We start from the raw sequence: 26,459 nt of genomic DNA, 5'->3' as shown, positions 1-26,459 counted from the left end.
GCGGAAAAAGGGTCGTCATAAAAACTTCAAGATTTATACGCATTCTTTCATTATAATTCGACATAAAATGCAGATCAATGACATTTATAATAAAAAAAGATGACATCACTGTTACGGGAGGGAAAAGCCATGACAACACCCAAAATGGATCCGAAATTATTGGATTCAATCATCATGAAAATGCTAAGTACAGTTGATGGCAGCAAGGACGAAGTATTTAGAATAGGCGAACAGTCCCGTCAACAATATGAAAGCCTAGTAGAAGAGCTGAAGCAAATCAAGCAACAAGTAAACGAAGTAATTGATTTCGGGGATAAGCTGGAAGTCCATACAAGACATGCTAGAAATCGCTTATCTGAGGTCAGCAGAAACTTCAACAAATTCAGCGAAGAAGAAATACGGGAGGCCTACGAAAAAGCACATAACTTGCAGGTGGAACTTACCATGATTCAGCAGCGCGAGAAGCAGCTGAGAGAAAGAAGAGACGATCTGGAAAGACGATTACTAAGCTTGCAAGACGTCATAGAACGCTCTGAAACCCTTGTGAGCCAGATTACAGTTGTTCTCAACTATCTCAACCAGGATTTACGCCAGGTCGGCGTTTTACTTGAAGATGCTCAGGCAAAACAAGATTTTGGGCTCAGAATTATTGAAGCCCAAGAAGAAGAACGCAAAAGAGTGTCTCGGGAAATTCATGACGGCCCTGCTCAAATGCTGGCAAACGTGATGATGCGTTCCGAATTAATTGAACGGATTTTTAGAGACCGCGGTACAGAAGAAGGCTTTAAAGAAATTAGAAGTCTCAGACAAAATGTGCGAAATGCACTGTACGAAGTAAGAAGAATCATTTATGATTTAAGACCGATGGCTTTAGATGATTTGGGACTGATTCCAACACTAAGAAAATACTTAAACACAATTGAAGAATATGATGGGAAAACCAAAATTACGTTCCAATGCCTAGGTGATACAGAAAGCGAAAGAATTGCTTCTCAATTTGAAGTAGCACTGTTTAGACTAGCCCAAGAAGCTGTCACAAATTCATTAAAGCATTCAGAAGCCGAAGAAATCTCTGTCAAAGTAGAAGTAACGAAAGACTTTGTGACCTTAATTATTAAAGACGATGGAAAAGGCTTTGATATGAAAGATGTGAAAACAAACAAAAACAAATCCTTCGGTTTACTTGGCATGAAAGAACGCGTAGACTTACTGGAAGGTAAAATGACCATAGACTCAAAAATAGGTCTAGGGACATTCATCATGATTCGCGTGCCGCTAACATTGCAAAATAAAATTGTAAAATAGAGTCAAAAGACATATTGACCATAAAGTTCAGGTGTAGAACAATAAACATGGGGAGGCGTAGCTTGTGACTAAAGTAAATATTGTAATTATTGATGACCACCAATTATTCCGTGAAGGTGTCAAACGGATTTTAGATTTTGAACCTACTTTTGAAGTAGTTGCAGAAGGAGACGACGGTGACGAAGCTGCACGTATCGTAGAACACTATCATCCGGATGTTGTCATTATGGACATTAATATGCCGAATGTAAATGGTGTTGAAGCTACAAAGCAGCTTGTTGAGCTTTATCCCGAATCAAAAGTCATTATTCTATCTATTCATGATGATGAAAACTATGTAACACATGCATTGAAAACAGGAGCGAGAGGCTACCTGTTAAAAGAAATGGATGCAGACACACTCATCGAAGCAGTGAAAGTTGTAGCTGACGGAGGCTCTTATTTACATCCGAAAGTCACTCATAATTTAGTAAATGAATTCCGACGCCTAGCAACTAGCGGCGTTTCAGCACATCCACAGCACGAGGTATATCCTGAAATTCGCAGACCACTTCATATCTTAACTAGACGTGAATGCGAAGTTCTTCAAATGTTAGCTGACGGAAAGAGCAACAGAGGAATTGGTGAATCGCTCTTTATTAGTGAGAAAACAGTCAAAAACCACGTGAGTAACATTTTGCAAAAAATGAATGTAAACGACCGTACACAAGCTGTTGTTGTAGCAATTAAAAACGGCTGGGTAGAAATGAGATAATGTTCCGGACAAGTACTCCTTTTTCGCCTGTTTTTTGTTCTCTCACATTTTAGCTGGAGGGAAATGATAGACAGGGTAAGGAGTCTTTTTCGGATATAGCGGGCTTGCCTATTGATTAGGCAGGCTTTTTTGATTACTATTATAAATCTAATGAAAAAATGATCATTCTTTTAAAATAAAAAAGAGTAACATAACGAATAAGGAAGGTATTTAAGAATGAAAATAGCCGTTGTAACAGACAGTACTGCTTATCTACCACAAGAGCTACGTGATAAATATAATATTCATATGATCCCCCTCAACGTCATCTTTGGCAGTGAATCATACCGTGAAGAAATAGAAATGGACTGGAAGACATATTATGAAGAAATCAAAAAACACAAAGATCTTCCAACAACCTCTCAGCCTGCTTTTGGTGAATTAATAGCCTTATATGAAAAACTAAGTGAAACATACGACGCCGTGATTAGTATTCACCTTTCAAGTGGAATTAGTGGAACGTATAATAGTGCTGCTTCAGCGAATGATCTAGTTGAAGGGATTGATATTTACCCGTTTGATACAGAAACAAGCTGTATGGCACAAGGTTTTTATGTGTTAGAAGCTGCTGAAAAAATCCAAGAAGGTGCTTCTTTAGAAGAAGTGTTAGCACATCTAAATTACCTGAAAGAAAGTCAGCGGGCGTATTTTATGGTAGATGATTTAACTCATTTGCAAAGAGGCGGCAGATTAAATGGTGCACAGGCTTTTATTGGAAGCCTCTTAAAGGTAAAGCCTATTCTGCATTTTGACAACAAGCTAATTGTCCCTTTTGAGAAGATTCGCACACGTAAAAAAGCCATTTCACGTATTTTTGAATTATTTGATGAAGATGCATCACGTGGTGTTCCGATGAGAGCAACACTGATACATGGTAATAGAGAAGAAGAAGCAGAAGAATTAATTGCGCACTTATCAGAAAAATATCCTCATGTTGAATTTTATAAAAGCTACTTTGGTGCCGTGATCGGCACCCATCTAGGTGAAGGCTCTTTAGCTCTTGGCTGGGTGATTAGATAATTCCTAAAAAACCTCTTTTCTTATGGAAAAGGGGTTTTGTTTTTCTATTTTACCCGTTGGACGAAAGGTCATGTCTTTGCGCATAATAGGCAAACATCAATTGAAAGGTGTTTGGTTAAGTTGAATATGGACAAAGCAATGGAACTAATGCGGCAGCTGCATTCACGCCATTTGCTCACCGCCGAAACAAGGTGCCCACAGTACAAATTGGATTGGCTGGAGGAGAAGGGCTTAGTCAATCGAACACCTGCGATTGAGAGGAAAGCAAATGGTTTTACATGCTGCCGGTGCGGTGTATCACACAAGCGGTACTTTGCTCACTCTCCATGTGAAGTGTGTCAAAAGGATTGTGTGTACTGTAGGTCATGCATCATGATGGGAAAAGCAACTGAATGTGGGTTTCTTTATGAATGGACAGGTCCACAAAAAGTAGAAACATATCGAGCTGAATTAACATGGCAGGGAGAGCTGTCTAAAGGACAAAAAAGAGCGTCAGAAAAAATGATTGAAGCTATCAAAAGCAAATTTGATCTGCTTGTTTGGGCGGTTTGCGGGGCAGGGAAAACGGAGGTGCTTTTTCACGGAATCGAATATGCATTAAATCAAGGAATGAGTGTCTGTATTGCGACCCCTAGAACAGATGTTGTGCTTGAACTCGAACCACGACTTAGAAAAGCATTTCAAGGGATGACAATAGCCGTACTTTATGGAGGCAGTTCTCAAAGGTTTCAGATTGCACCGCTAGTGATCGCCACAACCCATCAGCTGATGAGGTACAAAAATGCATTTGATGTGGTCATTGTAGATGAAGTCGATGCCTTTCCTTATTCAATGGATGAACGTCTCCAATTTGCTGTTCTAAAGGCGATGAGAAAGAACGGAGGGGTTAGGATTTATTTAAGTGCGACACCCTCTAAAAAAATGACGAGAGAGGTTTCTAGTGGAAAACTGGAAGCGATAAAAATTCCTCTGCGTTTTCATAAACAACCATTACCCGTACCGACCTTTCATTGGATTGGACATTGGAAAAAGAAATTAAAAAAGAATCAGCTGCCCCGTAAAGTGATGAATTGGATGCAGAGACATATTGCAAATAAAAGAAGAGTATTACTTTTTGTTCCTTCAATTGCTACCATGAAGAAGGTAACGAAAATTCTTCGAGAACACTCCTTAAACGTGGAGGGAGTGTCTGCCGATGATCCAGATAGGAAACAAAAGGTTCAGCACTTTAGAGATTACGTATACGATGTACTAGTTACAACCACTATTCTAGAAAGAGGCGTAACCATTCCAAATGTTCAAGTGGGGGTATTAGGTTCGGAATCTACTATTTTTACAGAGAGTGCACTTGTTCAGATTTCTGGAAGAGTAGGCAGACACCCGGATTATTGTACAGGAGACGTTTTCCTTTTTCATTTTGGTTTAACGAGAAGTATGAAACAAGCAAAGAAGCATATCGTTAAAATGAATGATACGGCTGCAAATGAGTTTTCTGAAAAACAGTGTGGGTTCAACTAAATCATGGTACATTATATTCACAATACACAAATGGCAGGAGAGACAAAATATGCTACTCAATGCAAAAGAAATACTACTCAAGGAAATTCTCTATCAATATCTCAACCAATTAAACATGATTTGTCATTGTGAAAAGTGTATGGAAGATGTATTAGCAATTTCACTGAATCAAGTGAAACCACAATATATAACAGACATCGATAAAATATCTTACAGTAAATCTGAGATGGTGGATAAACAGAAGAATACTGCTATGCTAGTTATTCTGACAGAAGCAGCTTCCAAGGTCTCCGCATTTCCAAGGTGTGAAAATCGTCTGCTGCTGAACAAGAAAAACAATTGAATTGCCAAATTTGTGAGGGACATTTTGTGCCGGCTTTTACCTGGAAATCATTCCTACTATTAAATGATGATCGTCTTTGTGTAGCATGTAAGAATGACTTAGTAAAGATTGAGCGTCCTATTTGTCCAACGTGTGGAAGGGCGCAGTCAAATGACCAAATGTGCCAGGACTGCGATAGATGGAATGAACGCCCTGATTCTACTAAAGTTCTTGTGAAAAATAGGTCAGTTTATACTTACAATGAGTTGATGAAAGATGTCCTTGCCCGCTTTAAATTTCGGGGTGATACGGCTTTAGTTGAGCTGTTTAAACGAGATGTACAAGCAGCATTTAAACATTCCTTCAGCATAAAAGAACCATTACTGATTCCGATCCCTTTAAGTCATGAAAGACTAAAAGAAAGAGGATTTAATCAGTCCGTCATCATCGCTTCTTTGATAGGTAAGCCAATATTGCAGCCACTCGTGAAAATACATCAAAGTAAGCAGTCCAAAAAAAAGAAAAATGAACGCCTAGATCAAAAAGGATTGTTTCAAATAAAGCATACAGATGTGATTGTTAAAAGGGATATTATATTAGTTGATGATATCTATACAACGGGAGCAACCATTTATGATGCAGCAAGAATTTTAAAAGACGCAGGTGCCAAAAGTGTTTCTTCTTTTACGTTGATACGTAGTTAAAAATCATGATAATTAACCGATAATAAGAAAAGAAAATAACGTAAGGGGTTTTGGTTATGAATCAATTGGCAAACTGTCCACAATGTAATCAGCTATTTTTAAAAACCACCATCCAAACGGTTTGTAACAAATGCTATGAAGAAGAAGAACGTTCTTTTGATATCGTATATAAATTCTTAAGAAAACAAAGTAATAGACAATCAACCATCGCTGAAATAGTAGATGCAACTGAAGTTGATGAAGAATTAATCTTGAAATTTATTCGTTTGAAAAGACTGCAAATTAGTCAATTTCCGAATATTAATTATCCTTGTGAAAGATGTGGCAAAGCGATCAGGAAAAACAAGCTATGCAGCCAATGTGAACAGGATATTCATTCGCAAATCAGCCAAATGAACCAAGAAGAAGAGCGTAAAAGGGAGATTGAATCTAGGAAAAAAGACACCTATTATGCCATTAATCCTAAAAACGACTGATTCCCTAAACTAAGTTGCAGTTTGGTCGATAAAATGGATAGAATCAAGACAGACTGTAACGGAAAGCGAGAGGAATCCCGTGAAAATTAATCGATATGGAACACAACCAGTAAATCCTTACAAGAAAACATATGAGAAACAAACGTTGCAATCGAATCAAGCAAAATCAACTGATAAAGTCGAAATTTCTAAAAAGGCAATCGAAATGCAAAAGGTGCCGAATATTATGAGAGAACGTCAAGATAAAATTGACCAAATTAAAAAAAGCATTGAAGCCGGAACATATCAAGTAGATACAAAAGGCATTGCAGATAAAATGCTGAATTTTTATAAACAACAATAACAAAAGGGAGCAGCGTGAATGTCAGTTAAAATAATTATTGAAGAACTGCATCGTCTCTATGGATTGCATGAACAGCTATTAAAGTTGTCTAAGGATAAAACAGAAATGCTGAAAAGCAATGAGATTGATGCTCTTTCAGAGGTTCTGAATTTAGAGCAAAAGTATATTCAGGCCATTTCTCAATTAGAAGAAAAACGAATTGAAGCGACCGTTCAATTTTTACAAAGTGATCAATCACCAACCATCACTGCATGTATCGAAAAGGCTGAAGGTACAGATCAAGAAGAGCTCATTTCATTATATGAGAAACTAAATGACATCATGGTGGAACTAAAAGATGTAAATGAACTGAACAAGCAGCTTATTCAGCAGTCACTTCAATTTATTTCACTGACATTCGATCTCGTTAACCCCAATAAAGAAAATATGAATTACGGACAAAATGGTCTTGAGAGTTCAAAGCCTAAACAGCAAAGGGCTTTGTTTGATTCAAAGGCGTAAACAAGGAGGATACCAATGGGTTCTACATTCATGGGACTAGAAACGGCAAAAAGAGGAATCACAGCCCAGCGTGCAGGGCTTTATGTCACATCAAACAACGTCTCCAATGCAAATACGGAAGGCTACTCAAGACAAAGAGTGACCTTTAAAGCAGAAAATCCTTATCCAGTCCTTTCTGTTTATGATGGAAAGACGTATGGTCAAATGGGGACAGGTGTACAAGTTGGAACGGTTGAAAGAATTCGAGATAGCTTTTTAGATCTACAATATAGAGATCATAACAACAACTTGTCTTACTACTCAACGAAGTCAGATGCCCTTTCACAGATGGAAGGGGTTATGAATGATTTGACGGATGAAGGCTTGAACAGAGCTTTTGATAACCTATGGAAATCATTACAGGTCTTATCAGAAACAAAAAATGCTGATACAGCTTCTGCACGTACAGTTGTTAAAACAAGTGCACAGGCTCTAGTTGACCAATTCCGTCTGCTCAATTCTTCTTTAACAACGGTACAAAAGAATTTGAAAACGGAACTCGATTCAACAGCCAAAGATGTAAACACTCTATTATCTCAAATAGATGAAGTGAACAAACAGATTGCAGCAGTTGAGCCAAATGGATATCTTCCAAATGATCTTTATGATACACGTGATACTTTGGTAGATCAATTATCCTCACTTGTTGATATTAAGGTCAGCTACAATCCACCTGGCGGTAATGCACTTAAAATTGCTGAAGGAACTGTCAACATCGACATTATCGGTGCAAATGGACAATCTGCTGGAAACATTTTGAATGGTATTACAAATGAAAAGTCTGAACTGCAAATCTCTTACGATAATACTACGGGACTTGTTAACTCACTTCAATTCGGAACAACAACTATTGCAGCGGATCAATTACAAGTAAACGGTAAAGTAAAAGCACTTGTTGAGGCTTATGGCTACATGTCAAACGGTGCTGAAAAAGGCATGTATCCAGATATGCTTGCAGAACTGGATGAAGTAGCACAAGTATTCATGGATACATTTAACGATGTACATAAGCAGGGGTACACGTTAACTGGTGCAAGTGGACAAGACTTTTTTGATATCGAGAATAACAATGAATTAAATAAAGGTTTGGCAGCTCGTATTAAAGTGAGCGATGTCATTTTAGCATCAACAGATAATATCGCAGCATCTCTCAATCAAACACAAGGTGACGGTTCGAATGCTACGAAATTAGCTAATATACAAGACTTAAAGTTACCAATCGGTGGAAATACAACGACAATTCAGGATTATTACCAAAATGTCATTGCTGAGATGGGGGTACAAGGGAAAAAGAACATGACGCTTGAAAGCAGTTCAGCTGCTCTTGTCAATTCAGCCAATGAACGTAGAATGTCGACTAGCGCTGTCTCCATCGATGAAGAAATGACGAATATGATCCAATTCCAGCATGCATATAATGCGGCTGCGAGAATTATGACATTACAAGATGAAGTACTGGATAAGGTAATAAACGGCATGGGTGTCGTAGGAAGGTAGGGATAACGGATGCGAGTCACACAAGGTATGATTTCTCAAAACTCACTTCGAAATATTAGTAAAAGTTACGAAAAACTTTCTAAGATTAATGAGCAGGCACAAACAGGAAGACGTTTCACGAATACGTCTGATGATCCTGTTGCAGCAGTAAAAAGCCTTCAATATAGTACTGCCTTGTTTCGAAATGAACAGTATAAAAATAACTTAAATGAAGCACAAAACTGGATTGATACATCTGAAACAAGTGTCACTGAAATTATTGATATTATGTCAAATATACGAGATAAAGTGCTTGATGCGGCAAACGGAACAAAGCAGCCAGAAGATTTAGCAGCTATCGGAGTGGAAATTGGTCAGATGAAGAATCAAATCATCGATGCAATGAACACTCAAATGCTAGGTAAGTTCGTATTTAATGGGACAAATACAAATGTTAAACCAGTTGTTGAGAATGCAGACGGAACGTATACATTTAACTTCGAAAATTATACAGGTGCGAATGCTGTTCAAGCGAATATTTCTGATGGGATTACTTTAAATGTAAACTCAAATCCAATTTCAGCGTTTGGTGGACAGGCCAACGGTCAAAATGTCATTGAAATGCTGACTGATTTAGAAAATTCATTGAAAAATGGAACATTCGCGAATTCTGATGATGCATTAGGAAGTATCGATCAGTTTAAAGAAGTGATGAGTGCTGAGCGATCTGACCTAGGAGCGCGTTCGAATCGTGTTGACTTAGTAGGAAGTCGTTTAACTTCACAATACCAAGTATTGAAAAATGCTAAATCAGATAATGAAGATGTTGAAAGTGAAAAGGCAATTCTTGATCTTCTTCAACAAGAGACGGTGAATAGAGCTGCTTTAGCGACAACAGCTAAAGTCATTCAGCCATCCCTTGTTGATTTCTTAAGATAATAAAAAGCATCCGTAGGGTGCTTTTTTGCATCATGGAGGTGAATATATGCAAATCCCTAGATTGTTAATGCAGCAAACCTATGCAAAGCTTCAAATGTCGACAACTCCTTCTAGGCAAGAAGTAGAGCAGCCACGAGCGGATCTTGAGATTCAGCAGCCGCGCGCTGTCATGGATATCAAAAGGACACCGTCGAAATTAACCATTGATCAAACCGAGGCATTTGCCGATATGGACATCAAGTCGATTTTTAGACGTTCTGAGGAATGGGCAGCTGAGGGGAAGCGGGCTGTTGGAGAAGGAATGGGCCGAAGAGCGGAAGAAGGAAGTGAACTTATCAAGATCGAGAATGGTGGAAATGCGATTGCTGAATTTGCCAAGATCAACGGCAGTCCTCCAGCAAAACAATTCACCATTGGTGTGATACCTTCATTCTTTAGTGTGAAAATTCACTATCAGCCTTCTGAGCTTCAAATTGATGTGGAGCCGCAAAAAGCTATCATAGAGGCAACACCTCATAAACCAATCGTTAACTACCAGCCAGGTAAGGTCAATATTGATATGTTACAATACCCAGAATTAAAAATAGAAGTTGACGAAACGGGCCAAAATGGTGATAAGGTATAGTTAAGAAAAACGAAAAGGTCGTGAATTATGATCATTCAAACAAAATACCATGGTGAAGTGACAATCAAAGAGGAGCAAATCATCAACTTCTCTAACGGGATACCAGGATTTCTGGATCAAAAACAGTTTGTCATTTTGCCTTTATCAGAAGAATCTCCGTTTTTAGTTCTTCAATCATTGAAAAACGCAGCATTAGGCTTTATCGTCAGCAGTCCGTTTTTATTCTTCAATCAATACGAATTTGATTTAGACGAAACGGTTGTAGACATTCTGGAAGTAGAAGATGCCAATGATGTGGAAGTAATGGTTATTTTAACAATGGAATCATCTATTGAAAAAACAACAGCTAATTTAAGAGCGCCTATTATTGTGAACCGGAAAAACATGAAAGCCAAGCAGGTGATTTTGCATGATTCAGCCTATCATACAAAACATTTGTTAGAGGTGGCATCCTCATGTTAGTGCTGTCTCGTAAATTAAACCAGTCAATTCAAATAGGCGATGATATTGAAGTCAAGATTATTTCAATCGAGGGCGATCAAGTGAAAGTCGGGATTGAGGCTCCTAAGCACATTGATATTCACAGGAAAGAAGTGTACCTGTCTATTCAAGAAGAGAACAATCGTGCTGCGAGCTTATCCTTAGATATCCTCTCTCAATTATCCTCACAAAAAAAGTGAGGATTTTTTTATTGCATTCAGCTGTCCTTCTCCGTGTGAAAGCGTTCCGATACAGATGTTCATGATCTATAGGAAACTTTAACAAATCGGTCCATCTATATTTAATTTGCAAATTCAAAGCCGATATAAAAGATAGATTAAAGCACAGGAGCTGAATAACTATGTCTGTTGGTAAGTTGACATCACTAGAGCCAATTATCGATGCATTTCAAACCCGTGTTTCTAATAACCAGAATGACAATGTAAACTCTGACTCACAAGCAAATGGCAGGGCTGTTTCAAAAGAAGAAATTGAAAAAACGCTTCAAGGCGCAAACAAGCTGATTGAACCTACTCAATTTCATCTTCAATTTGAATTACATGAAAAACTCAATGAATATTATGTCAAAGTCGTAGATAACCAAACAGAAGAAGTTATTAGAGAAATTCCTTCCAAGGAATGGCTTGATTTCTATGCGGCAATGACAGAAATTGTCGGTTTATTTGTAGATAAAAGAATGTAAATGAAGGGAGAACATAAACAATGGTCAATCGTATTACTGGATTTTCAAATGTGTTCGATATTGATGAAATCGTATCAAAGCTGATGAAAACGGAGCAGGCACCACTTGATAAAATGACACGCCAGAAACAAACACTTGAATGGCAAAGAGACAGCTATCGCGAGGTTAACTCGAAAATCAAAGAATTAGATGATTTGATCAACAGTTTAAACTTAACGCGTCCAAGTACATATGGCGCAAAAAAGGTAACAAGCTCTAATGAATCTGCTGTCACAGCAACTGGGTCAACAAATGCGACCTCTGGCTCTATTCATGTCACTCAACTAGCGACAGCTTCTGTCTTCAAATCCTCTGGTACATCTGGATTTACACCAGCAAATGGCACGTTTACGTTTGAAGTGACGACACCAGATTCAACAAAACCGAAAATGGTGACGATCAATACCTCTGATTCCGATACAATCGATGACATCGTGAAAAAGCTGAACAGCGCGCAATTAGGTGTGACGGCTTACAAAGGCCAAATCTCTGATGGCACTAACTACGTGGATACAATTGCTCTTACTTCTCGGACAACTGGTGAGGGTGTCAGTATTAAAGCAGCTGATGGCAATTCAGCTTCATTTTTAACGCAATTAGGCTTCCAAGTAGATGGAGATAACAAATTAGTTGCGACCACTCAAGGACAGAAAGCGCAATACGAGATTAATGGTCTGAAAATGGAAAATAACAACAATACATTCACACAGGCTGATATTACGTACGAACTTAAAGGAACAACGGATCAGCCTGTCAGCTTAAACGTTTCAACAGATGTGGATGCAATCTATGACAAAATTAAACAATTTGTTGATAAATACAATGAGCTCGTTGAGCAGATTAATGGTAAAGTCAATGAAAAGAAAAACAGAGACTATCAACCATTAACGGCTGAAGAGAAAAAAGGGATGTCTGAAAAAGAAATAGAGCTATGGGAAACGACTGCGAAGTCTGGCTTGCTGAGAAGTGATTCCATTTTACGATCTGGTGCCTCTAAAATAAGAAGTGATTTGTATGCTAATATTACGACAAGTGATGCGAATAAAATCCAACTCACACAAATCGGTATTGAGACATCATCCAAGTATAAAGATGGCGGAAAGCTGGAATTTAGTAAAGATATAAATGGAGTAGAGAAATTAAGAAAAGCCATTGAAGAAGACCCGGAGAAAGTCAGACAAATGTTTATCTCGGGTAGTTTAAATGTGGATTCAAAAGATAAAGACAAAGCACAGCAGCAATATCAAGAACAAGGAATCATTTATCGTGTCAAAAATTCCTTAACTGCCTTCACGAAGAGCATTCAAACAAAGGCGGGAAGCACAACAATGGAATTAAAGGAATACGGACTTGGTAAGGACCTTGATTCTTTGACAAAACGAATGAGTACATTCCAAGATCGTTTAAAAATGGTTGAAGCCCGTTACTACAAAAAGTTTAACGCCATGGATAGTGCAATTCAAAAGCTAAACAACCAATCTGGCTACCTTTCTCAACTGCTTGGACAATAATTGGAGGTTTATAACATATGGCAATACAGAACCCTTATGCCGCCTATCAGAAAAATTCTATTGAGACCGCAACACCTGCCGAGTTGACGCTTATGCTTTATGAAGGCTGCTTAAAGTTCATCAGAATAGCGAAGCATGCCATTCAAAAAGAGGATGCAGAAACGAGAAACTTGAACCTGAAAAAGGCTCAAAACATCATTCAAGAATTAAATGTCACCTTAAATCGTTCCTATGACGTATCAAAGAGTATGGCAAGTATGTATGATTACATTTATCGCAGACTGATAGAAGCTAATCTTCAAAATGACGAAGAGATATTGAATGAAGTAGAAGAGTACGTAACTGATTTCCGTGATGCGTGGAAGGAAGTCATTCAAACCGATCGAAAAGGCCGTCACCACTCTATCGGGGGCTCTCTATGAGTATTGTGGACCAGCTGCGTGATCAAACATTAAAAATGGCAGCAGAAATAGCGGAAAATCCACAAAGTGAGACACTGGTTGAAGACTTTGATGCCTTTTTAATTGAGAGAGACGAATTAATGAGAGATATAAAGCATGAATTGACGGATCAAGAAAAAGAGAAAATCCGAGAAATCATACAAACAGATCAACAGATGGCGAAGCAATTAACGGTTATCCAAAATGGGATAAAAGCAGATATTCAAGCCATTCAAAAAAAGAAAACAAAACAGCTGAATTATCAAAATCCATACCAGCCCATAACAAGTGACGGCGTATATTACGATAAACGGAAATAAATAGGTGAGACCTGTGGCGTATCGTTCAAATGACTATATTTTATTAACCACATATTATGAACTTCTATACACGATAGAAGAGAGTCTAAAATATTTAGATGAAATTGAGAAGGATTTTGACAAAACAGAAGGGGATCGGATCTTTAATGATCTGATCCATGCCTTCTTTCATTTAGACACAACACACCCCCTTCTGCTTTCAATTATTGAAAATGAACACTTTGCCAAAACGATTCGTTCGTTTGATCAAATATTTTTAAGTTTTGATATACTAGCTTTCTATACATTCCCTTCAAATCACTTCCAATCATTCCTGAAATCATATTTTATACCTGAATATAGAAAGTGGATGGATGAAATACATGCCTGTATGAGGCCGTATGTCATTCATTAATTTTTGTCCAATTCAGACCATTCGGAGGAAATTATGAGACTAAAAAATCAATTTTTATTTGGGCTTATTGTCATATGTGTATTGTTTGTCAGTATGTTAGGATTCTCAAGCTTTCTCTATTACAAAACAGATCAATCCTATAAAGCGTTATTAAGCAAGGAAGTGAAGCTTTATCAGACCTCGCTGGAATTAGAGGCGCTTCTGCAAAAGCAGGAAGCACAGATCAAAACATATGTCGTCGTCCAAGATGCTGAAAATTTGCAGAAAATTGAGCAAACATATGAAGATATTAATAAGAAAACAACAGAAGCTTCAAAATTAAGTACGGTCAAACAAGCAAAAAATCTATTAGATCAAATCTCAGAAAAAAATTATCTCTACTACACCTCAACGAATCGATTATTTAATTCATTAAATATGCAAAATCAAAAAGAATTCAACACCCGCCTCACTCAAGAATTACAACCTATCGAACAAGAAATACATACCTTTACAAAAGAATTCGCTCAAAACCAGCTAAAACAACGTGATCAAAAAATCAATCAGCTCAATCAAGATAGTAATCAATTATTGCTTACACTCATTTTGGTCAGTGCAGCGATTATTGTTGGCTTTCTGGTGATTGGTGTCAGATTCGTTCATCGCATGACAAAACCAATTGTTTCTGTCACAAATGCCGCAAGAAGGATGGCAGATGGTGACCTGACCCTTGAAGAGATTGAAGTGACCTCTAAAAATGAGATTGGTCAGCTCGGCACAGCCTTTAATCAAATGACGGCTCATTTGCGTCAGCTTATTTTGCAGGTGCAAAGCGGATCAAGACAGCTTGCTGATTCTGCTGCTCAATTTGAGGAAACCATCAGTCAAACGATATCGGCTAGTGAGCAGACATCTAGCTCGATCGAACAGGTCAGTGAAGCTTCACGTGAACAATCAGATGCGGTCGGAAAAGTCGCCTCTGCCATTCAAGAAGTATCTACTGGCATGCAAAACGCAGCTGTACACACGTCCGATGTTTCGGGTCACTCAATTTCAGTGACTGAAAAGGCTGAAGAGGGTGCCGCTCTTATTCAACAATTTGTGAAACAAATGAGTTCTATTAAAGAGTCTGTGAATGAACACCATTCCACAATGGCCAATGTACAAGCGCAGTTTACAGGCATTCAAGGTCTGTTAGGTCATATCCATGCCATTGCTGACCAGACGAATTTACTTGCTTTAAACGCAGCCATAGAAGCAGCAAGAGCGGGAGAACATGGAAGAGGTTTTGCAGTTGTAGCAGATGAAGTGAGGAAGCTGGCAGAAGAATCTAGTCAGCTGACAGATCAAATTAGTCAATTACTCGAGAACGTGAACAAAGATACAGAAAGGTCATCGCAATCGATGACGAAGGTTGAGCGGGATGTAGCAGAGGGTGTAAAAGTATCACAATTATCTGAACAGAGCTTCCATGAAATCTTGGAATCTATTCGTGATATTTCAATGAAAGCCGAAGAACTGTCAGCCACTGCAGAACAGATTTCTGCTAGTACAGAGGAAATTTCTCAAACGGTTGGTGTCATTGAAGAAGGTGCGAAACGAAACTCAGAAGAAACAGAGTATATGTCTGCTGCTGTTGAAGAATCATTAGCGGCAAATGAAGAAATGAAAGCCGCTGCGGAGGATTTAAAATCCTTGTCTCAATCGCTGAAAACATCGATATCATCTTTTACCATTTAATGTGCGCTGGTCTTTTTCAAGAATCAGCCGAATATATATTCATCACCTATCAAGAAACAGTTGAAGCACCGCAAAATTCGACAAATTTCAATAAATATTCACATTTTTTTTACGTTTGAGCAGGAGAAAAGGAGGGAAAAGTAGAAATAGGTTTACATATCCTTAATTTTAAAGGAGGCGTTCTTTACATGAATTACAATGTCAGAGGAGAAAACATCGACGTAACACCTGCACTAAGAGATCATGTCGAGAAAAAAATTGGAAAGCTGGAGCGTTATTTTGAGACAGATGTTGATGCTTCAGTCAACGTGAACTTGAAGTTTTACAACGATCAAGAATCTAAAGTTGAGGTTACCATTCCAATGACTGATCTAGCACTTCGAGCTGAGGTGCATAATGAGGATATGTACAATGCAGTAGACCTAGCAGCCAGTAAATTAGAACGTCAAATTAGAAAGCACAAAACAAAAGTAAACCGTAAATTCCGCGAGCAAGGTGCCAAAAAGCACTTATTTGCTGGAGGAAATGGTACGGCTGAAGTAGCAGTTCAAGATGACGAAGAGATTGATGAAACAGAAATCGTCAGACAAAAACGTTTCAACTTAAAGCCGATGGATAGCGAAGAGGCCATTCTCCAAATGAACATGTTAGGTCATAGTTTCTTCGTTTTCACAAATGCTGAGACAAATTTGACCAATGTGGTTTATCGCCGAAATGACGGTAAATATGGACTCATTGAGCCAAACGCTTAAATATCAGTAGATGCTGATTCAAAAACAACCTAAATAAAGTAAACCCGTTCCTTTCATAAGGGGCGGGTTTTTTGTGCGAAATTATGGCAAATTCTTTGGAAATGAAAGAAGGTATGGTATGATAAATGCAGGTAAATATGGACCTGTCAAACTTTTGGACATGCCGAAAAATTGCATGAAATAGAGGAGCGTTATTATATGCTTGGAATCTTAAACAAAGTGTTTGATCCTACGAAACGTACGATCAGCCGATATGAAAAAAAGGCAAATGAAATCGAAGCTCTCGCTCAAGATTTTGAAAAATTATCTGACGAGGCTTTACGAAATAAAACGATTGAATTTAAAGAAAAACTTGAAAAAGGACAATCCGTGGATGACCTGTTGGTTGAAGCATTTGCTACGGTTCGCGAGGCTTCCCGCCGCGTAACAGGAATGTTCCCATTTAAGGTGCAGCTTATGGGGGGGATCGCACTTCACGAAGGCAACATCGCTGAAATGAAAACAGGTGAAGGGAAAACATTGACATCCACAATGCCTGTTTACTTAAATGCTCTTTCTGGAAAAGGCGTCCACATCGTGACAGTCAACGAATATTTGGCAAGCCGTGATGCGCAGGAAATGGGCAAAATTTTTGAATTCCTTGGTTTAACGGTCGGCTTAAACTTAAACAGCTTAGACAAAGATGAAAAAAGAGAAGCGTACGCCGCTGATATCACGTATTCAACAAACAATGAACTCGGCTTTGACTATTTACGAGATAACATGGTGCTTTATAAAGAGCAGATGGTTCAGAGACCACTTCATTATGCTGTGATCGATGAGGTTGACTCCATTTTAATTGATGAAGCGAGAACACCTCTTATTATTTCTGGACAAGCTGCGAAATCAACAAAGCTTTACGTACAAGCCAATGCATTTGTCCGCACATTAAAAATCGAAGATGATTTCACGTATGATATTAAAACAAAAAGTGTGCAGCTGACTGAAAGCGGAATGACGAAGGCGGAAAAAGCATTTGGCATCGAGAACCTGTTTGATGTTAAACATGTCGCGCTGAACCATCACATCGCTCAGGCACTGAAAGCACATGTTGCGATGCAAAAAGACGTGGATTATGTGGTAGAAGAAGGCCAAGTAGTCATCGTAGACTCCTTCACAGGACGTTTAATGAAAGGACGCCGTTATAGTGAAGGTCTGCATCAAGCCATCGAAGCAAAAGAAGGTCTTGAAGTGCAGAACGAAAGCATGACACTAGCAACAATTACGTTCCAGAACTACTTCCGTATGTATGAAAAGTTATCTGGTATGACTGGTACAGCAAAAACGGAAGAAGAAGAATTCCGTAACATTTACAACATGCAGGTTGTGTCAATCCCGACCAATCAACCAGTAGTTCGTGATGACAGACCTGATTTAATTTACCGCACAATGGATGGTAAATTTAAAGCAGTGGCTGAAGATGTTGCGCAGCGCTATATGACAGGACAGCCAGTTCTTGTCGGAACAGTAGCAGTTGAGACATCTGAGCTTATTTCTAAGCTGCTTAAAAATAAAGGCATTCCTCATCAAGTGTTAAACGCGAAAAACCATGAGCGTGAAGCACAAATTATTGAAGAGGCTGGTCAAAAAGGTGCTGTGACCATTGCGACAAACATGGCAGGACGTGGTACTGACATCAAGCTTGGAGAAGGTGTAAAAGAACTTGGAGGTCTGGCTGTTATCGGGACAGAGCGTCATGAATCCCGTCGTATTGATAACCAGCTTCGCGGACGTTCTGGACGTCAAGGAGACCCAGGGATTACCCAATTCTATCTATCCATGGAAGATGAATTGATGCGCCGATTTGGTGCAGAGCGAACGATGGCGATGCTTGACCGCTTTGGCATGGATGACTCTACACCAATCCAAAGTAAAATGGTGTCTAAAGCCGTTGAATCATCTCAAAAACGTGTAGAGGGGAACAACTTTGATTCCCGTAAGCAGCTTCTGCAATATGACGATGTGCTTCGTCAACAGCGTGAAGTGATCTACAAACAGCGTTTTGAAGTCATCGATTCCGACAACTTAAAATCAATTGTCATCAATATGATCCAATCTTCAATTGAGCGTGCTGTGGGATCTTATACGCCAAAAGAAGAGCTGCCTGAAGAATGGAAACTAGATGGTCTTGTTGAATTAATCAACACGAACTATTTAGACGAAGGTGCCATCACGGTCAAAGATATCTTCGGTAAAGAAGCAGATGAAATCACAACTTTCATCATGGATCGTATTAAAGAAAAATACGATGCAAAAGAAGAAACATTTGGCGAAGAACAAATGCGTGAATTTGAAAAAGTCATCGTTCTTCGTGCGGTGGATTCGAAGTGGATGGACCATATCGATGCAATGGATCAGCTGCGTCAGGGTATTCATTTACGTGCGTATGCACAAACGAATCCGCTACGTGAATACCAAATGGAAGGATTTGCGATGTTTGAGCATATGGTTGCTTCAATTGAAGATGATGTGGCCAAGTATGTCTTGAAATCAGAAATCCAAAACAACCTAGAACGTGAAGAAGTGGTTCAAGGTCAAACAACGGCTCATCAGCCACAAGAGGGCGATGAGGAGAAGACAGTGAAGAAAAAGCCGGTACGTAAAGTCGTAGACATTGGACGAAACTCTCCATGTCACTGCGGAAGCGGCAAGAAATATAAAAATTGTCATGGGAAGACAGAATAAGTAATGGAAAGAGGTGAAAACCTCTTTCTATTCATGTCAGCCCCCATACATCTATGAGGTGAAGGATATGGAATTAGTAGAAATTAGACAAGAGCTTGAAAATATGGCTAGCAGACTAGCTGATTTTAGGGGGTCTCTTTGACTTAGAAACAAAAGAAGCCAAAATCGCAGAGCTTGAAGCGACGATGTCAGAGGCTGATTTTTGGAATGATCAGCAAAAGGCTCAAGGCGTTATCAATGAAGCCAATGCACTGAAGGATTCTGTGAATTCCTATCATGAGCTCAGTGAATCGCATGAAGAGCTGCAAATGACGCATGACTTATTAAAGGAAGATTATGACGAAGAGCTTCATGCAGAGCTTGAAAAAGAGCTGAAGAACTTAACGAAGCAATTTAACGAATTTGAGCTGCAGCTTCTCTTAAGCGAACCTTATGATAAAAACAATGCCATTCTGGAGCTTCACCCAGGTGCAGGCGGTACCGAATCACAGGACTGGGGTTCTATGCTTCTGAGAATGTACACTCGCTGGGCAGAGCGCAGAGGCTTTAAGGTCGAAACGCTTGATTACCTTCCAGGTGATGAGGCAGGAATTAAGTCGGTGACATTGCTGATCAAAGGGCATAATGCGTACGGTTATTTAAAAGCAGAAAAAGGTGTCCATCGTTTGGTCCGTATTTCTCCTTTTGATTCATCTGGCCGTAGACATACATCCTTCGTTTCATGTGATGTTATGCCGGAATTCAATGAAGAAATTGATATTGATATTCGCACAGAGGATATCAAGGTAGATACGTATCGTGCAAGCGGTGCAGGCGGACAGCACGTTAATACGACGGACTCTGCTGTTCGTATTACACACATTCCAACCAATGTCGTCGTGACGTGCCAAACAGAAAGATCACAAATCAAAAACAGAGAACGTGCGATGAAAATGTTGAAATCGAAACTTTATCAAAAACGGATCGAAGAACAGCAGGCAGAATTGGATGAAATCAGAGGAGAGCAGAAAGAAATTGGCTGGGGCAGCCAGATTCGCTCTTATGTATTCCACCCTTATTCTCTTGTGAAAGACCATCGAACCAATACGGAGATGGGAAATGTTCAAGCGGTGATGGATGGAGATTTAGATTCATTTATCGATGCATACCTACGTTCGAAATTATCATAAAAACTCGGCTTCTTGCCGGGTTTTTTTAATTGTGAGAAAATATAATGAATATAAAGGAATACTTACGACATACTGATTCTATATCCTTTGTATGATGAAATTAGCAAATAAAGGGGGAAATATTTTGGGATTAACACCATTGCAAGAAACGTGGGATTTAGATGCCTTTTTTAAAGGAGGCAGTTCTTCACCAGAATTTAAGACATACCTGCAAACCATTCAGCAGCTATTAGATGAATTACGACAAAAGGTGGATGCCTTTTCAAAAGAAGATACACACATTGAAAGCAAATTAACGTCTGTCCTTGACACGTATGAAACTACATATAAAAAATTGTCTCAAGCAGGTTCATTTGTATCCTGCCTCCAAGCTCAAAATACGAAGGATATGAAAGCAGGCAGCCTTCGAGGTACGATTGCCAAGCTAGAAGCGGATTTAGGAACCATCCTTGCACTGTTTGATCAAGCGCTTGCTGCTATTCCTGCAAACAAGTGGGAAGAACTGATGAATTCAGCAGTCTTTTCAGATGTCCGCTACATATTAAATGAGCGAAGAGACCGTGTGAAGGATCAATTACCTGTTGAACAAGAAACACTGATCCAAAAGCTGGCTGTAGATGGGTACCATGCGTGGGATGAGCTTTATTCCAGCTTAGTGAATAAAATTACCATTCCGTTTGAACAGCATGGTGAAACGCAGATGATCTCTGTAGGCCAAGCGGAAAATGCTATGGATGATTCAGATCGTGAAATCAGAAAAGCCGTTTACCACAACCTAGAGCATGCATGGACGCAGGATGAACATTTATTTGCAAGTACGCTCAACCACCTTGCTGGTTTTCGTTTGCAAGTGTATGAAGCAAGAGGCTGGGATCACATTTTAAAAGAGCCGCTTGAAATTTGTCGTATGAAACAAGAAACCCTTGATACAATGTGGTCTGTGATTGATGAACATAAGCAGCCATTCATTGATTATTTACATCGAAAAGCTGAGATGCTTGGAGTGGATAAGCTGAGCTGGTTTGATGTTGGGGCTCCTATCGGCAGTGAGACCAAAATCTATCCTTATCAAGAAGCAGCTGCTTTTATTGTGAAACACTTCGCTGGATTTGGAGAAGAGCTCGCTGCTTTTACAGAAAAAGCCTTTAACGAACGCTGGGTAGAAGCTGAGGACCGTCCAAACAAGCGGGTAGGCGGCTTTTGTACAAATTTCCCTGACAGCGGAGAATCACGCATTTTTATGACCTTCTCAGGAAGTCCATCCAATGTGGCGACACTAGCGCATGAGCTTGGTCATTCATTCCATCAGGACGTGATGCAGGATGTTCGCATTCTGAATCGCAAATACGCAATGAATGTAGCTGAAACAGCGTCTACCTTCGCAGAAATGATTGTAGCTGATGCTTCATTAAAAGAAGCGGCATATGAAGAGGAGCGTCTCAGCTTGTTAGAGGATAAGCTGCAGCGCAGTGTAGCATTCTTCATGAACATTCAATCTCGTTTCTTATTTGAACAGCGATTTTATGAAGAGCGTAAACAAGGAGAAGTGCCGGCTGACCGATTGAATGAATTGATGGTCGAAGCGCAGAAGGAAGCGTTTGGTGACTCATTAGATGAATACCATCCTCATTTCTGGGCGTCTAAGCTGCATTTCCATATCACGAATGTTCCATTTTATAATTTCCCATACACCTTTGGATACATGTTCTCGTTAGGAATTTATGCAAAAGCATTGCAGGCTGGTACATCGTTTGAAGAGAAATACATTGCATTATTAAAAGATACTGCTTCAATGACAGTGGAAGATTTAGCTAAAAAGCATCTAGGCGTTGACCTTACCCAAAAAGCATTTTGGGAAGAAGCCATTCGTTTGGCTGTAGCAGATGCTGAAGAATTTTTAGAAGTGACGAAAAAATAAAAATGAAAAGCTCCCGTTATGGGAGCTTTTTTGCTGGCTTCAGCCAATCCAGCATTGTCTGAATGAGATCATTTTGCTGCGACAGGGCTGGAATGTCCGCCGGCTGATCCCCTTTTTGTTTGCCATACATGCCAAATTGCGCATGATTCCCGCCTTTTATTTCATGATAAACGGTTTGAGACGGCAGATTTGCTTTCGATTTCTTGATTTTCTCTTGTGTTGCCAGCCCATCCTTTTCACCTGAAATAGAGAGGACTTTTAGTGACGATTGTTTCAGGTCATCTGATGCTGGATAAGATGCTAGGAAAAAGAGTCCATCTAGCTTGCTCTGATTTTTTTCTGCAAACATAGCGGCAGCTGCTCCGCCAAGTGAATGTCCGCCAATATACCAGTGTTTGATCGTTTGATGATCTTTGATGATGTCCTGCGCTTTGTTTGAATTGAAGATCGCAAAGGAAAATGGCATGTCAGGGATAAAGACAGAGTAGCCTTTTTTCATCAGCGTATCCCCAATATAGGCATACGCAAGTGGTTCCACCTTTGCCCCAGGATAGAGAATGATGCCAGTATCACTTTTTGATGCTTTAAAAGTATAAACATCGTTTTTATGTTCCACTTGCTCCATGTTCACCTGTTTTTTTAATGCTTCTGATGGTCCGTATGTAAAGCGGCTCCATATATAGAAAGCACCAAAAGCTAAGATGATCAGTGCAAGTAATGTCATACCTGTTATCTTCAGTATTTTCTTCATCGCATGCCCCTTCTTTCTCATGTACATATTAAATATACCATCATTTACTCCTATGCCAACCGGCAAGTACGCTGATCCGTCTGTGTGATAAAGTATTAATCCATTAGCACTGCATTTGGCTGTTATTTACAATCGTTTTAAGAGGGCTTAAAATAGGTGTGCATTCAGAAGTAACGGAGGAAGAAAGACATGAAGCAGGGACATTCACAATTTTGGATCGAAGTGAAAAATTATTTGTTCATTTTAATCGGATCTGCCATTGTGGCGATTGGATTTAATACGTTATTATTGCCGAATCAGATTGCAGCAGGCGGTGTGAGCGGAATTAGTACCATTATGCAGTCATTCGGCTTTGAAGCAGCGTATGTGCAATGGGGGCTCAATATTCCGTTGTTTATTGCTGGCTTTTATTTATTAGGCGGTACATTTGGAGTGAAAACACTCGTCGGCTCGATTTTTTTACCTTTCATGGTGTTTGTCACAAGACATATTGCACCTGTCACACATGAAGCGCTGCTGGCAGCTATTTTTGGCGGTGTGGTCATTGGAATCGGTATAGGGCTCGTGTTCCTTGGGAATGGATCAACAGGTGGAACGGCACTCGCTGCCAAAATCATCAATAAGTACACCGGACTCACGCTAGGCACATGCTTAGCGATGATGGATGGTTTGATTGTTCTGGCTGCAATGACAGTCTTTGGAATCGAAGAGGGGCTGTACGCGGTTATTGGTGTGTTTATTTCGAGTAAAACGATTGATGTGGTACAGGCTGGCTTCAGTCATTCGAAAATGGCGATGATCATTACAGGGCATGAAGATGAGGTCAGACAGGCGGTTTTTGATCAAATTGACCGCGGTGTGACGAAGATCTCAGCAGTCGGAGGATATACCGATCATGACCGCCCAATTTTGATGTGTGTCGTTGGGCAGTCACAATTCACAAAGTTGAAACAAGTGGTGAAAGCAATCGATGCATCAGCATTTGTCATTGTAATGGATGCAAAAGAGGTGCTTGGTGAGGGTTTTAAAAGGGCATAAACAAGGATATAATAGCGTTGACCAAATGATTGTAAGGGAGGGAAATAGATGAAAAAAAGCGGATTAACGATGCTATTTGCATCAATGCTTCTTGTTCTGGCGGCTTGTGGAGGAAATTCAAGCAGCAGCGAAAAAGAAGGCAGCAAAAGTGCTTCATCTGTGAGCAGTGGTGAGGAGATCTATCAGCAAAACTGTATTGGCTGTCATGGGAAAGACCTATCTGGCGGAGGCGGACCAAGCCTGAAAGAAGTAGGGAAGAAATATAATGAAAGCCAAATCGCAGATATTGCGCAAAACGGTAAAGGCTCTATGCCAAGCGGAATGGTAGATGAGAAGCAAGCAAAAGAAGTAGCAAAATGGCTTGCAGAGAAAAAATAAAACCTTTGTCTAATCGACAAGGTTTTTTTGTTTTTTATATGTAGAAAAAGACTTTTGGATAGTATGAAAACGCATTATATTAAATTTTTATTTAAAAAATAAGGGTATAAAGGCATGTTTTTCGGTTTTGATTGTTCTATTTACCTTTTATTTATAAGTTTTGAAATATAAATGTAATACCATTGCGTCGATTCATGACGTATAATTGGAGTTGTTGAAAATGAGACGATTCAATTTTTTCATCTTTTTGGATGAAAAGGACATAAATTGCTAGTAAGTATCGAAGGGTATGTGCGTAACCATACATAACGTTTTTTGACGAGAAGTGTCAAAACATCATGATAAGCTGTTAGTCAGCGAATAAGAAAAGATTAGGTGATTACATGATTCAAATGAAGGAAGTCTACAAGATCTATCCTAATGGCGTAAAGGCGATCAATGGAATCAATGTCTCTATCCATCCAGGAGAGTTTGTGTATGTTGTTGGTCCCAGTGGTGCTGGTAAATCCACTTTCATCAAAATGATGTATCGTGAAGAGAAGCCAACCAAAGGGCAAATCTTAATTAATAACAAAGATTTAGGTTCAATGAAGGAAAAAGAAATTCCTTACGTAAGAAGAGAAATTGGCGTAGTATTCCAAGATTTCAAGCTGCTTCCAACTCTTACAGTGTTTGAGAACGTTGCATTTGCTCTTGAAGTGATTGGTGAACAGCCTCATATCATTAAGAAAAAAGTGCTTGACGTTCTCGATCTAGTCCAGCTAAAGCACAGAGCGCGCCAATTTCCTGACCAGCTGTCCGGCGGTGAACAGCAGCGGGTATCTATCGCTCGGTCGATCGTCAATAGCCCTGAGGTCGTCATTGCAGATGAGCCGACAGGAAACCTTGATCCAGACACTTCCTGGGAAATCATGAAGACGCTCGAAGAGATTAATAACCGCGGAACAACAGTGGTTATGGCGACACACAACAAAGAAATTGTAAACACCATGAAGAAACGCGTCATCGCAATCGAAGATGGAATGATTGTGCGTGACGAAGCAAGAGGGGAGTACGGAATTTATGATTAAAACTCTCTCGCGGCATTTACGTGAGAGCTTCCGTTCACTAGGAAGAAACACGTGGATGACTTTTGCATCAATTAGTGCGGTTACTGTCACATTGATTTTAGTTGGGGTTTTCCTTGTGATTATGCTCAACTTGAATAACATGGCATCGAACGCTGAAAAAGAAGTAGAAGTAAAAGTATTAATCGAATTAACGGCGAATCAAAAGCAGCAGGATGAATTAAAAGCAGAAATTGAAAAGATTCCTGAAATCAGTAATGTGAAGTACTCATCTAAGGATGACGAACTGAAAGCTTTGATTAAAAGCTTCGGAGAAAATGGACAATCCATGGGACTTGTTGATCAAGAAAATCCATTAAACGATGCGTTCATTGTGAAAACAACAGATCCTCACGATACACCAAAAGTAGCGAAGAAATTAGAAAACCTAAAGGGTACATATAAAGTAACCTATGGGAAAGAAGAGGTCAGCCGACTCTTTAATGTAGTCGGAGTAGCGCGTAATGTCGGCATTGTGCTCATTATTGGGCTGTTATTTACAGCTATGTTCTTAATCTCCAATACGATCAAAATTACGATCTTTGCTAGACGTAAAGAAATTGAGATTATGAAGCTGGTAGGTGCAACGAACTGGTTTATCCGCTGGCCATTCTTCATTGAAGGATTATTGCTTGGTGTATTTGGCTCCATTATACCTATTGCTCTATTGCTTGGCACGTATCAATATGCAGTGGGCTGGGTCGCACCGAGAGTACAGGGCTCATTTATTTCAATGCTTCCATACAACCCATTTGTCTATCAAGTATCACTGATCCTGCTAGTGATCGGTGCAATCATTGGGGTATGGGGAAGCTTAACGTCTATCCGTAAATTCTTAAAAGTATAAATATATTTTGATGGCAGCATTCGAGGATTCTATAGAAGATGTGACCGGTTGATCCGATTCATCCGGTCGGCTCTTCATGTCGACAGTTGTCATGGGAGGGGAATATCGT

Annotated in this window: 29 protein-coding genes; 28 read left to right on the top strand and 1 reads right to left on the bottom strand. The window is 39.5% G+C overall.

Features of this window, described 5'->3' with window-relative positions:
• Nucleotides 1-129: 129 nt before the first annotated feature.
• From degS to ACN6NB_RS16675, 24 genes are all read left to right on the top strand, one after another.
• Nucleotides 130-1,305 (top strand): two-component sensor histidine kinase DegS, encoded by a 1,176-nt coding sequence (degS, locus tag ACN6NB_RS16790; protein ID WP_003213166.1) that lies wholly within the window; start codon nt 130-132, stop codon nt 1,303-1,305.
• A gap of 64 nt (nt 1,306-1,369) precedes the next feature.
• Nucleotides 1,370-2,059, top strand: a complete 690-nt coding sequence (gene degU, locus ACN6NB_RS16785) for a two-component system response regulator DegU (protein ID WP_008348273.1) — start codon at nt 1,370-1,372, stop codon at nt 2,057-2,059.
• A 216-nt stretch (nt 2,060-2,275) separates the two neighbouring features.
• Complete coding sequence (locus tag ACN6NB_RS16780) at nt 2,276-3,118, top strand: DegV family protein (protein WP_039181815.1); 843 nt, start codon at nt 2,276-2,278, stop codon at nt 3,116-3,118.
• A 120-nt stretch (nt 3,119-3,238) separates the two neighbouring features.
• Nucleotides 3,239-4,636, top strand: a complete 1,398-nt coding sequence (locus tag ACN6NB_RS16775) for an ATP-dependent helicase ComFA (protein ID WP_143252282.1) — start codon at nt 3,239-3,241, stop codon at nt 4,634-4,636.
• A 49-nt stretch (nt 4,637-4,685) separates the two neighbouring features.
• Nucleotides 4,686-4,979 carry a late competence protein ComFB gene (gene comFB, locus ACN6NB_RS16770; RefSeq protein WP_039181811.1) on the top strand — a complete coding sequence of 98 codons (294 nt, stop codon included), beginning with the start codon at nt 4,686-4,688 and terminating at the stop codon, nt 4,977-4,979.
• A gap of 26 nt (nt 4,980-5,005) precedes the next feature.
• On the top strand, nt 5,006-5,662 hold the full coding sequence (locus tag ACN6NB_RS16765; protein ID WP_327842111.1) for a ComF family protein: 657 nt from the start codon (nt 5,006-5,008) through the stop codon (nt 5,660-5,662).
• Nucleotides 5,663-5,718: 56 nt separating this feature from the next.
• A complete protein-coding gene (locus ACN6NB_RS16760; RefSeq protein WP_039181808.1) occupies nt 5,719-6,138 on the top strand; it encodes a TIGR03826 family flagellar region protein in 420 nt (139 codons plus the stop codon).
• Nucleotides 6,139-6,217: 79 nt separating this feature from the next.
• A complete protein-coding gene (gene flgM / locus ACN6NB_RS16755) occupies nt 6,218-6,481 on the top strand; it encodes a flagellar biosynthesis anti-sigma factor FlgM (RefSeq protein ID WP_024423620.1) in 264 nt (87 codons plus the stop codon).
• Nucleotides 6,482-6,499: 18 nt separating this feature from the next.
• Nucleotides 6,500-6,982, top strand: a complete 483-nt coding sequence (locus ACN6NB_RS16750) for a flagellar protein FlgN (RefSeq protein ID WP_024423619.1) — start codon at nt 6,500-6,502, stop codon at nt 6,980-6,982.
• 15 nt (nt 6,983-6,997) lie between these two features.
• Entirely contained in the window at nt 6,998-8,518 is a 1,521-nt protein-coding gene (gene flgK, locus ACN6NB_RS16745) for a flagellar hook-associated protein FlgK (protein ID WP_041088045.1), read from the top strand.
• Nucleotides 8,519-8,527: 9 nt separating this feature from the next.
• Nucleotides 8,528-9,436, top strand: coding sequence for a flagellar hook-associated protein FlgL (gene flgL, locus ACN6NB_RS16740; RefSeq protein WP_144491539.1), 909 nt, complete (start codon nt 8,528-8,530; stop codon nt 9,434-9,436).
• Between the two features lie 46 nt (nt 9,437-9,482).
• The gene (locus ACN6NB_RS16735) at nt 9,483-10,061 is read left to right on the top strand and encodes a DUF6470 family protein (RefSeq protein ID WP_095409672.1); all 579 of its coding nucleotides are present in this window, start codon (nt 9,483-9,485) and stop codon (nt 10,059-10,061) included.
• 27 nt (nt 10,062-10,088) lie between these two features.
• On the top strand, nt 10,089-10,523 hold the full coding sequence (gene fliW, locus ACN6NB_RS16730) for a flagellar assembly protein FliW (protein ID WP_041088051.1): 435 nt from the start codon (nt 10,089-10,091) through the stop codon (nt 10,521-10,523).
• Nucleotides 10,517-10,741, top strand: coding sequence for a carbon storage regulator CsrA (gene csrA / locus ACN6NB_RS16725; RefSeq protein ID WP_060698451.1), 225 nt, complete (start codon nt 10,517-10,519; stop codon nt 10,739-10,741). Before fliW ends, csrA begins: the two co-directional genes overlap by 7 nt.
• Before the next feature lie 161 nt (nt 10,742-10,902).
• Nucleotides 10,903-11,244 (top strand): flagellar protein FlaG, encoded by a 342-nt coding sequence (flaG, locus tag ACN6NB_RS16720; protein ID WP_039181788.1) that lies wholly within the window; start codon nt 10,903-10,905, stop codon nt 11,242-11,244.
• 20 nt (nt 11,245-11,264) lie between these two features.
• Nucleotides 11,265-12,794: a flagellar hook-associated protein 2 gene (locus ACN6NB_RS16715; RefSeq protein WP_126682363.1), complete on the top strand. Its 1,530-nt coding sequence runs from the start codon at nt 11,265-11,267 to the stop codon at nt 12,792-12,794.
• A 17-nt stretch (nt 12,795-12,811) separates the two neighbouring features.
• Nucleotides 12,812-13,216, top strand: a complete 405-nt coding sequence (gene fliS, locus ACN6NB_RS16710; protein WP_024423612.1) for a flagellar export chaperone FliS — start codon at nt 12,812-12,814, stop codon at nt 13,214-13,216.
• Complete coding sequence (fliT, locus tag ACN6NB_RS16705) at nt 13,213-13,554, top strand: flagellar protein FliT (protein WP_126682362.1); 342 nt, start codon at nt 13,213-13,215, stop codon at nt 13,552-13,554. Before fliS ends, fliT begins: the two co-directional genes overlap by 4 nt.
• 13 nt (nt 13,555-13,567) lie before the next feature.
• A complete protein-coding gene (locus tag ACN6NB_RS16700) occupies nt 13,568-13,948 on the top strand; it encodes a DUF8042 domain-containing protein (RefSeq protein ID WP_039181775.1) in 381 nt (126 codons plus the stop codon).
• Between the two features lie 33 nt (nt 13,949-13,981).
• Nucleotides 13,982-15,667 (top strand): methyl-accepting chemotaxis protein, encoded by a 1,686-nt coding sequence (locus ACN6NB_RS16695; RefSeq protein WP_047201869.1) that lies wholly within the window; start codon nt 13,982-13,984, stop codon nt 15,665-15,667.
• Between the two features lie 188 nt (nt 15,668-15,855).
• Entirely contained in the window at nt 15,856-16,419 is a 564-nt protein-coding gene (hpf, locus tag ACN6NB_RS16690; RefSeq protein WP_024423608.1) for a ribosome hibernation-promoting factor, HPF/YfiA family, read from the top strand.
• Between the two features lie 198 nt (nt 16,420-16,617).
• A complete protein-coding gene (gene secA, locus ACN6NB_RS16685) occupies nt 16,618-19,143 on the top strand; it encodes a preprotein translocase subunit SecA (RefSeq protein ID WP_034281086.1) in 2,526 nt (841 codons plus the stop codon).
• A gap of 67 nt (nt 19,144-19,210) precedes the next feature.
• Nucleotides 19,211-20,312 (top strand): peptide chain release factor 2 gene (gene prfB, locus ACN6NB_RS16680; protein ID WP_098677688.1). Its coding sequence is split into 2 segments (ribosomal slippage): nt 19,211-19,282 and nt 19,284-20,312, totalling 1,101 coding nucleotides; the frame shifts between segments, so codons are not numbered across the junction.
• A 124-nt stretch (nt 20,313-20,436) separates the two neighbouring features.
• The gene (locus ACN6NB_RS16675) at nt 20,437-22,230 is read left to right on the top strand and encodes a M3 family oligoendopeptidase (protein ID WP_144516281.1); all 1,794 of its coding nucleotides are present in this window, start codon (nt 20,437-20,439) and stop codon (nt 22,228-22,230) included.
• A gap of 16 nt (nt 22,231-22,246) precedes the next feature.
• Here the strand turns inward: ACN6NB_RS16675 and ACN6NB_RS16670 are convergent, their stop codons facing one another.
• Nucleotides 22,247-22,981 (bottom strand): alpha/beta fold hydrolase, encoded by a 735-nt coding sequence (locus tag ACN6NB_RS16670; protein WP_039181762.1) that lies wholly within the window; start codon nt 22,979-22,981, stop codon nt 22,247-22,249.
• Nucleotides 22,982-23,170: 189 nt separating this feature from the next.
• Between ACN6NB_RS16670 and ACN6NB_RS16665 the strand changes: the two genes are divergently transcribed.
• The 4 genes from ACN6NB_RS16665 (at nt 23,171) to ftsX (ending at nt 26,350) form a co-directional block, all read left to right on the top strand.
• Nucleotides 23,171-24,019, top strand: a complete 849-nt coding sequence (locus ACN6NB_RS16665) for a YitT family protein (RefSeq protein WP_024426245.1) — start codon at nt 23,171-23,173, stop codon at nt 24,017-24,019.
• Between the two features lie 48 nt (nt 24,020-24,067).
• Entirely contained in the window at nt 24,068-24,397 is a 330-nt protein-coding gene (gene cccB / locus ACN6NB_RS16660; protein ID WP_039181758.1) for a cytochrome c551, read from the top strand.
• 383 nt (nt 24,398-24,780) lie between these two features.
• The gene (gene ftsE, locus ACN6NB_RS16655; RefSeq protein ID WP_024423601.1) at nt 24,781-25,467 is read left to right on the top strand and encodes a cell division ATP-binding protein FtsE; all 687 of its coding nucleotides are present in this window, start codon (nt 24,781-24,783) and stop codon (nt 25,465-25,467) included.
• Nucleotides 25,460-26,350, top strand: coding sequence for a permease-like cell division protein FtsX (ftsX, locus tag ACN6NB_RS16650; protein WP_039181755.1), 891 nt, complete (start codon nt 25,460-25,462; stop codon nt 26,348-26,350). Before ftsE ends, ftsX begins: the two co-directional genes overlap by 8 nt.
• The last annotated feature ends 109 nt before the right edge of the window (nt 26,351-26,459 follow it).

This window comes from Bacillus sp. 11B20, from assembly GCF_056098985.1.
This window is presented reverse-complemented; position numbering and strand designations above follow the sequence as displayed.

Excerpts from the sequence above, each read along its gene's own strand:
- degS (WP_003213166.1), top strand. The coding sequence starts at position 130 with ATGACAACACCCAAAATGGATCCGAAATTATTGGATTCAATCATCATG.
- ACN6NB_RS16780 (WP_039181815.1), top strand. The coding sequence starts at position 2,276 with ATGAAAATAGCCGTTGTAACAGACAGTACTGCTTATCTACCACAAGAG.
- comFB (WP_039181811.1), top strand. The coding sequence starts at position 4,686 with ATGCTACTCAATGCAAAAGAAATACTACTCAAGGAAATTCTCTATCAA.
- ACN6NB_RS16760 (WP_039181808.1), top strand. The coding sequence starts at position 5,719 with ATGAATCAATTGGCAAACTGTCCACAATGTAATCAGCTATTTTTAAAA.
- ACN6NB_RS16750 (WP_024423619.1), top strand. The coding sequence starts at position 6,500 with ATGTCAGTTAAAATAATTATTGAAGAACTGCATCGTCTCTATGGATTG.
- flgK (WP_041088045.1), top strand. The coding sequence starts at position 6,998 with ATGGGTTCTACATTCATGGGACTAGAAACGGCAAAAAGAGGAATCACA.
- flgL (WP_144491539.1), top strand. The coding sequence starts at position 8,528 with ATGCGAGTCACACAAGGTATGATTTCTCAAAACTCACTTCGAAATATT.
- ACN6NB_RS16735 (WP_095409672.1), top strand. The coding sequence starts at position 9,483 with ATGCAAATCCCTAGATTGTTAATGCAGCAAACCTATGCAAAGCTTCAA.
- fliW (WP_041088051.1), top strand. The coding sequence starts at position 10,089 with ATGATCATTCAAACAAAATACCATGGTGAAGTGACAATCAAAGAGGAG.
- csrA (WP_060698451.1), top strand. The coding sequence starts at position 10,517 with ATGTTAGTGCTGTCTCGTAAATTAAACCAGTCAATTCAAATAGGCGAT.
- flaG (WP_039181788.1), top strand. The coding sequence starts at position 10,903 with ATGTCTGTTGGTAAGTTGACATCACTAGAGCCAATTATCGATGCATTT.
- ACN6NB_RS16715 (WP_126682363.1), top strand. The coding sequence starts at position 11,265 with ATGGTCAATCGTATTACTGGATTTTCAAATGTGTTCGATATTGATGAA.
- fliS (WP_024423612.1), top strand. The coding sequence starts at position 12,812 with ATGGCAATACAGAACCCTTATGCCGCCTATCAGAAAAATTCTATTGAG.
- fliT (WP_126682362.1), top strand. The coding sequence starts at position 13,213 with ATGAGTATTGTGGACCAGCTGCGTGATCAAACATTAAAAATGGCAGCA.
- ACN6NB_RS16695 (WP_047201869.1), top strand. The coding sequence starts at position 13,982 with ATGAGACTAAAAAATCAATTTTTATTTGGGCTTATTGTCATATGTGTA.
- hpf (WP_024423608.1), top strand. The coding sequence starts at position 15,856 with ATGAATTACAATGTCAGAGGAGAAAACATCGACGTAACACCTGCACTA.
- secA (WP_034281086.1), top strand. The coding sequence starts at position 16,618 with ATGCTTGGAATCTTAAACAAAGTGTTTGATCCTACGAAACGTACGATC.
- ACN6NB_RS16670 (WP_039181762.1), bottom strand. The coding sequence starts at position 22,981 with ATGAAGAAAATACTGAAGATAACAGGTATGACATTACTTGCACTGATC.
- ACN6NB_RS16665 (WP_024426245.1), top strand. The coding sequence starts at position 23,171 with ATGAAGCAGGGACATTCACAATTTTGGATCGAAGTGAAAAATTATTTG.
- cccB (WP_039181758.1), top strand. The coding sequence starts at position 24,068 with ATGAAAAAAAGCGGATTAACGATGCTATTTGCATCAATGCTTCTTGTT.
- ftsE (WP_024423601.1), top strand. The coding sequence starts at position 24,781 with ATGATTCAAATGAAGGAAGTCTACAAGATCTATCCTAATGGCGTAAAG.
- ftsX (WP_039181755.1), top strand. The coding sequence starts at position 25,460 with ATGATTAAAACTCTCTCGCGGCATTTACGTGAGAGCTTCCGTTCACTA.